This is a genomic window from Pseudomonas sp. GD03862 (genome assembly GCF_029840855.1).
GTDB classification, from domain to species: domain Bacteria; phylum Pseudomonadota; class Gammaproteobacteria; order Pseudomonadales; family Pseudomonadaceae; genus Aquipseudomonas; species Aquipseudomonas alloputida.
Map to the genome: position 1 here is coordinate 19,029 of NZ_JAOCDI010000058.1, position 8,070 is coordinate 27,098.

Consider the following 8,070-nt stretch of genomic DNA (forward strand, 5'->3'; position numbering starts at 1 on the left):
AGGGTTGATAAGGCATACCCCCAAAGCCAACCGCGCTTTAGAACTGAAACCCACAGATACTAATTACATTTCGCATTTGACAATTATTATCATCTTGCATAGTTTGTCGCACGTCGTAGGAAGCTTCCCAACCTTGGGCGCCTCCTCTCCCCTCTGTGACAAGGTGATTTCCATGGCGGAACAACTATCCACAAGTAAGTGCGATTCACCATTACTGCAGGCCTTCGTCGACAACCGCAGCATTCTGGTCAAGATCGCCGCCCGCATCACAGGCTGCCGCTCGCGGGCTGAGGACGTGGTACAGGATGCCTTTTTCCGGCTCAGCACCGCCCCGCAGATCACCTCATCGTTCAAGGCCCAGCTGAGCTACCTGTTCCAGATCGTGCGCAACCTGGCGATCGACCACTATCGCAAGCAGGCGATGGAGCTGAAGTACTCCGGTAGTGAAGAGGAAGGCATGAACGTGGTGGTGCAGAACGCCTCGCCCGAAGCCACCCATATCAACCGCGCCGCGCTGAACGACATCGCGGAGGCCTTGAACGAACTGCCGCCACGCACCCGCTATGCTTTCGAGATGTACCGCCTTAATGGCGTGCCGCAGAAGGACATTGCCAAGGAACTGGGCGTATCGCCGACCTTGGTCAACTTCATGATCCGCGATGCACTGGTGCATTGCCGCAAGACGGCCAGTCGGCAGGCCTGAAGATAGCTTCAAGCAAACGCGAGAGCGAACCTGGATCGCTCTCGCTTTTGCTTGCAGCGCTAGTGTGGTGTTTTGCAAATACGGCCAATAACTCGCGAGCGATTTTTGCGTTCAGGCAAGGCGTCGCGACGAGTCGTAGCCCAGCTACGGCGAGGAGCGACAACGCCGCATGAGCGCAAAAAGCGCCGCGAGTTATGGTCGTTATTTGTGAAACACCACACTAGCCCCTACGTCAGCTTGCAACGATCGAAAAACCGCTCCCGCCCCAGAATCATCAACGCCGCCCGCTTGTGTGGAAAGTCGAACTCCTTGTCGCAATGGAAACATTGGTCGTGCATGTAGCCAATCATCTTGCCATTGTCGGCGCGCGGCTCGGCCACCACCCGCTGGGTGCGCGGGTCATCCAGGAAAAGGTAGTGCACCAACGCCGATAGCCAGCTGGCCACCTTGTGCGGCCCTCGGTGGCTCTCCTCTCCCACCAGCATATGGATACCGCGGTCGTAGTCATCGGCCGGGTAGAAGGGGGCAATGCGGTCCTCCTTGGCCCAGTACGCCTCGAAGTAGGCAAACGGCTCGTCATCGAAACAACCGATCAACGTCAACGTATGCGGGTCGGCTTCGAGCTTGGCCAAGTATTCGCGGTGCTGCGCCAGCGTGCCACCCTCCTGCCAGAACGCCTCCACGCGAGGGTTGTTCTGCCAGCGGTTGAAACGCTCCAGGTCATGCTCGATCTCCAGGGTACGCAGCGATACCCAACTGCCCAAGCGCGCATCGAAGCGCCGGTACACTTCGCCCCGCGGCTTGGGCGCCCGGCGCGGGTGGCGCTTGCCGTTGCTGATCTGCATCTGCTGCGGATATACCCCGGCAACCGACTCGCCCAGCCACGGCTGCGGCAGTTGCCAGAACAGTGCGCGCTCGCACAGGTACTGGCCAGGCTGTTCACCGGCCAGCAGCAGGCCACTGGCCAACGCCTGCGGCAACACTTCGGGCAGGTGCCAGGTCAGGCGCTGGCAGGCCGTATCGCGCGACAGTAACCAATAACAGGCGGCCCACAAGGCTTGGTAGGGGCGCTCGGGGCAAAAGCGCTCAAGGTGAACGTGCAGAGAAGCGCCAGCCTCCAGTCGCAACTGGATCAGGGGGCGGCCTTCAAGGGCCAGGCTTAGCCAGCTGTCGCCCTCCTCGGCACTGAGGCTGCGCCAGCGTGGCGGTGACTGTGGCTGCGAAGCGGCATCGAACGGCATGGGCTTGACTCACGAAAATGAAGAAAAGGCACACTGCAGGGAACGTTGCCGCAACACGGGAATTTAGTCTTGCGGTGCAGCCACCTTGATACGGTACGGCTCGAAGATGCGCGCCAGTTCACCGCTGTCACGCAGGCCACGCAGCAGGGCAGCGAACGACTGCTCGCCGATAGGCGCCCCCGGGCGCAGCAAGGCGTAGTGGTGATAGACCTGGTCAATGCGTTGCGAAGGCACCAGCTGCGCCCTGCTCGCCGGGTTGCGTGCCAGGAAATCACTGAGGTAGGAACGCGTGACCAGGGCAATATCGGCGCGGCCGGCCTGCACCATCAGCAGGTTGCTGTCGTGGGAATAGGTCAGGGTCGCGTTGTATGTCTTGCGTAGGTAGTCCGGGTCAGCGTTGAAGCTGGCAAACGCGTAGTGGTAGCCGTTGAACAAGGCCAGGCGTTTGCCGCGCAGGTCATCGAAATAATGCGGATCATTGCCGTTTGCCTTGCGGGCGACGAACACTTCGGCATCTTCCAGGCCCATGTCCACGGCCTGATGGGCAATCTGCTCCCAGCCCCATTGTGGGTTCTCGAAAATCGCCATGTCGGTGCGGCCCTGCTGGAAGTCACCGAAGCGCCGCTGGATAGACGTAGGCACCAGAACGAAGTGATAGTGCTGCTGCGCCCGGTTGAGTGCATCGACCAACTGCGGCAGCAAACCGGTATCGGCACCTTGCTCGGGGCGCACTGTGTAAGGCGGGAAATGGGCTGCGCCAATCTTCACTTCAACCGCCTCGCCAGCCCATACCGGTGCCGCCAACCAGAACACGGCCAGCAGCATCAGGGTGGACAAGGCCTTGAGGCCGGGCGCTGGAGTCAAGACGGACACTCATCACGGTTTATGCCTGTATGCGCTTAAGCTAGGCGTTTTCCAGGGGCGACACAACTACTGACGCCTGCTCTTTGTGCCAAAGCAGGCGGCAAAATGCCATAGGATGCCGTATGCCCGGACATTGGCTACGCTCTAGCAGGATCTGCAGGGGAGCCTGGTATGGGCCATTGGTTGGTGATCGACCTGGAAGCCACCACCGACGATGGTGGGTGGCCGGTTACAGAGATGGAAGTCATTGAAATCGGCGCAAGCCTGGTTACCCGCGAAGGCCGCGAGGTCGACCATTTCCAGCGTTTTGTAAAGCCACGGCGGCGGCCGCAGCTGACCCCGTTCTGCCGTGAGCTGACCCACATCAGCCAGGCCGACGTGGACAGCGCCGCGCCGTTTCGCGAGGTGTGGGCAAGCTTCGAGCGCTGGCTGGGGCACCACCGCGGGCAGCTTCAGGCCTGGGTCAGCTGGGGCGACTACGACCGCCAGCAACTGCACCAGGAGTGGCAGCAGCACAGCCTCGACAGCCTGCTGCGCACATTGCCGCACATCAACCTCAAGCAACGCTTTGCCAAGGCCCGCCACCTGCAGCGCCCCACCGGCCTGAACGGCGCCCTGCAACTGGCCGGCATGCACTTTTGCGGGCAGCAGCACAGGGCCCTGGAAGATGCGCGCAACACGGCGCGGCTATTACCGTTGACCCTGCCCGCCAACAGCCCCTGAAAGCAGATGACGACGCCTGTGGGCTTGGGCATACTGGCCAGCCCTTTTTCAGCACCTCTTTTCAGGAGTCGCCCATGTTCCAGGTCAACGAGTACTTCAACGGCACCGTCAAGTCGATCGCATTCTCGGGCGAAGAAGGCCCGGCCACTGTCGGCGTCATGGCTCCGGGCGAATACGAATTCGGCACTGCCAAGCGCGAGATCATGCATGTGGTATCGGGCGCGCTGACCGTGAAACTGCCAGGTAGCGACAACTGGGAAACCTTCAACGCCGGTGACAAGTTCAACGTGCCGGCTGACAGCAAGTTCCAGCTGCAGGTGAAGGTGGATACCGCTTACCTGTGCGAATACCGCGACTAAGCGCCGACCTGTTCCGGCCTCTTCGCGGGTAAACCCGCTCCTACAGGGTGCTGAGCCGACCTTCGATGTTGTGCGGTCCTTGTAGGTGCGGGTTTACCCGCGAAGAATCCAGCACTAATCCTTCAGAAAATCAGCAACGCGTTCAGCCGCCGCCTGCAAATGCTGCTCATGGCTGAACCCCGAAGCCTTCAACGGCTTCAGGTCATGGTCCCCCGCCACTAGCCAGCTCACCTCGATCGCCGGCGACAACGCATACCCCGCCACCGCCTCGCGGTTACCCAGCGCATCCCGCTCGCCCTGCACGATCAACGTCGGTGTCTTCAACTCGGCCAGGTGCTCTACCCGTGGCTTCTCGGGTTTACCCACCGCGTAGAACGGATAGCCCAGGCACACCAGCGCATCCGCGCCCAGTTCGTCGGCCAGCAGGCTCGCCATGCGCCCGCCCATGGACTTGCCCCCCACGGCCAGCTTGCCCGCGACCAAAGGTCGCACTTGCCGGTACACCTCACGCCAGCATTCAAGCAACACCTTCTGCGGGTTCGGCGGCCGCTTGCCACCGGTAACCCTGCGCTCGGCCATGTACGGGAACTCGAAGCGCACTACCGCTACCCCAAGAGCCGCAAGCCTTTGCGCCATTTCGTCCATGAACCCGCTGTCCATCGGCGCGCCCGCGCCATGGGCCAGAATCAGGCACCCCTTGTAGTCATCCTGACCTGCAACCCGCGGAGGATCGCAGCGCAAGCCTGGGACATTTGCGACCTTCGCCCATTGATCCCCGTCAATACCGGCACTTTGCCCATTAATCATGCTTGCCTCGCTGTAAAGCCTGCCAAATAACCGTGGATGGGAACCCATACATGAACACAACCAGCAGTACCGCCTATAACTACAAGGTGGTCCGCCAATTCGCCATCATGACGGTGGTGTGGGGAATCGTCGGGATGGGGCTCGGCGTCTTCATCGCCGCCCAGCTCGCCTGGCCGTCCCTCAACTTCGACCTCCCCTGGACCAGCTTCGGCCGCCTGCGCCCCCTGCATACCAATGCGGTGATCTTCGCGTTCGGCGGCTGCGCACTGTTCGCCACCTCCTATTATTCGGTGCAACGCACCTGCCAGACCACCCTGTTCGCACCGGGCCTGGCCGCGTTCACGTTCTGGGGCTGGCAACTGGTTATCCTGCTGGCGGCCATCAGCCTGCCGCTGGGCTACACCAGCTCCAAGGAATACGCCGAACTGGAATGGCCGATCGACATTCTGATCACCATCGTCTGGGTGGGCTACGCCATCGTGTTCTTTGGCACGCTGATGAAGCGCAACACCAAACACATCTACGTCGGCAACTGGTTCTTCGGCGCCTTCATCCTGACCGTGGCGCTGCTGCACATCGTCAACAACCTGGAACTGCCGGTCAGCCTGACCAAATCCTACTCGGTCTACGCTGGCGCCACCGATGCCATGGTGCAGTGGTGGTACGGCCATAACGCGGTGGGCTTCTTCCTGACCGCAGGCTTCCTGGGGATGATGTACTACTACGTGCCCAAGCAGGCCGAACGGCCGGTGTATTCGTATCGCTTGTCGATCGTGCACTTCTGGGCGCTGATCACCCTGTACATCTGGGCCGGCCCGCACCACTTGCACTACACCGCCCTGCCCGATTGGGCGCAGTCGCTGGGCATGGTGATGTCGCTGATCCTGCTGGCACCCAGCTGGGGCGGCATGATCAACGGCATGATGACCCTGTCGGGCGCCTGGCACAAACTGCGCAGCGACCCGATCCTGCGCTTCCTGGTGGTGTCGCTGGCGTTCTACGGCATGTCCACCTTCGAAGGCCCGATGATGGCCATCAAGACGGTCAACGCCCTGTCCCACTACACCGACTGGACCATCGGCCACGTCCACGCCGGCGCCCTCGGCTGGGTAGCGATGATCTCGATCGGCGCGCTGTACCACACCATCCCCAAAGTGTTCGGCAAAGAACGCATGTACAGCCTCGGCCTGATCAATGCGCACTTCTGGCTGGCCACCATCGGTACCGTACTGTACATCGCCTCGATGTGGGTCAACGGCATCGCCCAGGGCCTGATGTGGCGCGCAGTCAACAGCGACGGCACGCTCACCTACTCGTTCGTGGAAACCTTGGTGGCCAGCCACCCAGGCTTCGTCGTGCGCTTCGTCGGCGGCGCGATCTTCCTCAGCGGCATGTTCCTGATGGCCTGGAACACCTGGCGCACCGTGCGTTCGCCAGCGCTTGACGTCGCCCCTGCGAACGCCCAGTTGGCTTGAGGAGAAACGCCTGATGAAACATGAAGTCATCGAGAAAAACGTCGGCCTGATGGCCCTGCTGATGGTATTTGCCGTCAGCATCGGCGGCCTGACCCAGATCGTCCCGCTGTTCTTCCAGGACGTCACCAACAAACCGGTCGAAGGCATGAAGCCCTACACCGCGCTGCAACTGGAAGGCCGCGATGTCTACATCCGCGAAGGTTGCGTGGGCTGTCACTCGCAGATGATCCGCCCGTTCCGCGCCGAAACCGAGCGTTACGGCCACTACTCGGTAGCCGGTGAAAGCGTGTGGGACCACCCGTTCCTGTGGGGCTCCAAGCGCACTGGGCCGGACCTGGCCCGGGTCGGTGGCCGCTACTCGGACGACTGGCACCGTGCGCACCTGTACAACCCGCGCAACGTGGTGCCGGAGTCGAAGATGCCGTCCTACCCGTGGCTGGTTGCCCAGCCGGTCGACAACAGCCACACCGACGTCAAGATGCGCACCCTGCGCACCCTGGGCGTGCCGTACACCGACGACGACATTGCCGGCGCCCGTGAAGCGGTCAAAGGCAAGACCGAGATGGATGCCCTGGTCGCCTACCTGCAGGTGCTCGGCACCGCGATCAAGAACAAGAGGTGAGTGCGATGGAAATGGACATCGGCATGATCCGCGGGCTGGGCACCCTGGTGGTGATGATTGCCTTCATCGGCCTCACCCTGTGGGTCTTCAACCGCCGCCGCGACCGTGATTTCGCCGAAGCGCGCCTGCTGCCCTTCGTCGACGACCGCCTGCCCACTGCCGGGCAGGAGCCTGCTGCAAAAAGGAGTAACGGGCAATGACCACCTTCTGGAGTACGTACATCAGCGTACTGACCATCGGTAGCCTGATTGGCCTGACCTGGCTGCTGCTCGCCACGCGCAAGGGCCAGAGCAACAACACCACCGACGAGACCATGGGCCACAGCTTCGACGGTATCGAGGAGTACGACAACCCGCTGCCCAAGTGGTGGTTCTGGCTGTTCGTTGGCACCTTGGCGTTCTCGGTCGGCTACCTGATCCTCTACCCGGGCCTGGGCAACTGGAAAGGCATCCTGCCGGGCTATGAAAATGGCTGGACTGGCGCCAATGAATGGCAGAAGGAAATGGACAAGGCCGATGCCAGGTTCGGTCCGATCTTCGCCAAATACGCCGCCATGCCCGTAGAAGAAGTGGCGAAGGACCCGCAGGCACTGAAAATGGGCAGCCGCCTGTTTGCCTCCAACTGCTCGGTGTGCCACGGTTCCGACGCCAAGGGCGCCTTCGGCTTCCCCAACCTCACCGACAATGACTGGCGCTGGGGCGGCGATCCGGAAACCATCAAGACCACCATCATGAGCGGTCGCCATGGCGTGATGCCGGCCTGGGCCGAAGTGATCGGTGACCAGGGCGTGGCCGATGTGGCTGCGTTCGTGGTCAGCAAACTCGATGGCCGCACACTGCCTGAGGGCGCGAAGGCCGATGTGGAGAACGGGCAGAAGATCTTCGCAGCCAACTGCGTGGCCTGCCACGGGCCGGAAGGCAAAGGTACGCCCGCCATGGGCGCTCCGAACCTGACCCATCCGCAGGCGTTTATCTACGGTTCGAGCTTTGCCCAGCTGCAGCAGACCATTCGTTATGGTCGCCAGGGGCAAATGCCGGCGCAGGCCGAGATCCAAGGGAATGACAAGGTGCATCTGCTGGCGGCTTACGTGTATAGCCTGTCGCAGGATGGTTCCGCTGAGGCTGTGACGGCCAAGTGAGTTCGCCGAAAGAGATTTGCCAAGTGAGTTCGCCGAAAGGGATTTGCCAAGTGAGTTCGCCGAAAGGCATTCGCCGCCTGTGAGATCGAGCGCCGCCCGCGCGGCGCTTCGCGGGTAAACCCGCTCCTACGTTTGTTT

At 61.7% G+C, this 8,070-nt stretch carries 10 protein-coding genes; 7 read left to right on the forward strand and 3 right to left on the reverse strand.

The window, feature by feature from the left end; all coding sequences use genetic code 11:
• Nucleotides 1–172: 172 nt before the first annotated feature.
• Nucleotides 173–703, forward strand: coding sequence for an RNA polymerase factor sigma-70 (locus N5D53_RS25110; protein ID WP_010954997.1), 531 nt, complete (start codon nucleotides 173–175; stop codon nucleotides 701–703).
• A 227-nt stretch (nucleotides 704–930) separates the two neighbouring features.
• On the opposite strand, the gene N5D53_RS25115 is transcribed toward N5D53_RS25110, so the two are convergent.
• Together N5D53_RS25115 and N5D53_RS25120 are read right to left on the reverse strand one after the other, a co-directional pair.
• Entirely contained in the window at nucleotides 931–1,944 is a 1,014-nt protein-coding gene (locus tag N5D53_RS25115) for a GNAT family N-acetyltransferase (RefSeq protein ID WP_014590234.1), read from the reverse strand.
• A 63-nt stretch (nucleotides 1,945–2,007) separates the two neighbouring features.
• A complete protein-coding gene (locus tag N5D53_RS25120) occupies nucleotides 2,008–2,808 on the reverse strand; it encodes a transporter substrate-binding domain-containing protein (protein ID WP_010954999.1) in 801 nt (266 codons plus the stop codon).
• Nucleotides 2,809–2,979: 171 nt separating this feature from the next.
• On the opposite strand from N5D53_RS25120, the gene N5D53_RS25125 reads away from it, so the two are divergent.
• Both N5D53_RS25125 and N5D53_RS25130 read left to right on the forward strand, forming a co-directional pair.
• Complete coding sequence (locus N5D53_RS25125) at nucleotides 2,980–3,531, forward strand: exonuclease domain-containing protein (protein WP_019437882.1); 552 nt, start codon at nucleotides 2,980–2,982, stop codon at nucleotides 3,529–3,531.
• Between the two features lie 74 nt (nucleotides 3,532–3,605).
• Entirely contained in the window at nucleotides 3,606–3,890 is a 285-nt protein-coding gene (locus N5D53_RS25130) for a pyrimidine/purine nucleoside phosphorylase (protein ID WP_003254278.1), read from the forward strand.
• A 114-nt stretch (nucleotides 3,891–4,004) separates the two neighbouring features.
• On the opposite strand, the gene N5D53_RS25135 is transcribed toward N5D53_RS25130, so the two are convergent.
• Nucleotides 4,005–4,697, reverse strand: coding sequence for an alpha/beta family hydrolase (locus N5D53_RS25135; RefSeq protein ID WP_010955001.1), 693 nt, complete (start codon nucleotides 4,695–4,697; stop codon nucleotides 4,005–4,007).
• A gap of 50 nt (nucleotides 4,698–4,747) precedes the next feature.
• Between N5D53_RS25135 and ccoN the strand changes: the two genes are divergently transcribed.
• The 4 genes from ccoN to ccoP are packed head-to-tail and all read left to right on the forward strand — an operon-like array spanning nucleotide 4,748 to nucleotide 7,932.
• Complete coding sequence (gene ccoN, locus N5D53_RS25140; protein ID WP_003254280.1) at nucleotides 4,748–6,172, forward strand: cytochrome-c oxidase, cbb3-type subunit I; 1,425 nt, start codon at nucleotides 4,748–4,750, stop codon at nucleotides 6,170–6,172.
• 13 nt (nucleotides 6,173–6,185) lie between these two features.
• Nucleotides 6,186–6,794, forward strand: a complete 609-nt coding sequence (gene ccoO / locus N5D53_RS25145) for a cytochrome-c oxidase, cbb3-type subunit II (protein WP_010955002.1) — start codon at nucleotides 6,186–6,188, stop codon at nucleotides 6,792–6,794.
• A 5-nt stretch (nucleotides 6,795–6,799) separates the two neighbouring features.
• A complete protein-coding gene (locus N5D53_RS25150) occupies nucleotides 6,800–6,994 on the forward strand; it encodes a cbb3-type cytochrome c oxidase subunit 3 (RefSeq protein ID WP_010955003.1) in 195 nt (64 codons plus the stop codon).
• Nucleotides 6,991–7,932, forward strand: coding sequence for a cytochrome-c oxidase, cbb3-type subunit III (gene ccoP, locus N5D53_RS25155; RefSeq protein WP_064493231.1), 942 nt, complete (start codon nucleotides 6,991–6,993; stop codon nucleotides 7,930–7,932). Before N5D53_RS25150 ends, ccoP begins: the two co-directional genes overlap by 4 nt.
• Nucleotides 7,933–8,070: the final 138 nt, after the last annotated feature.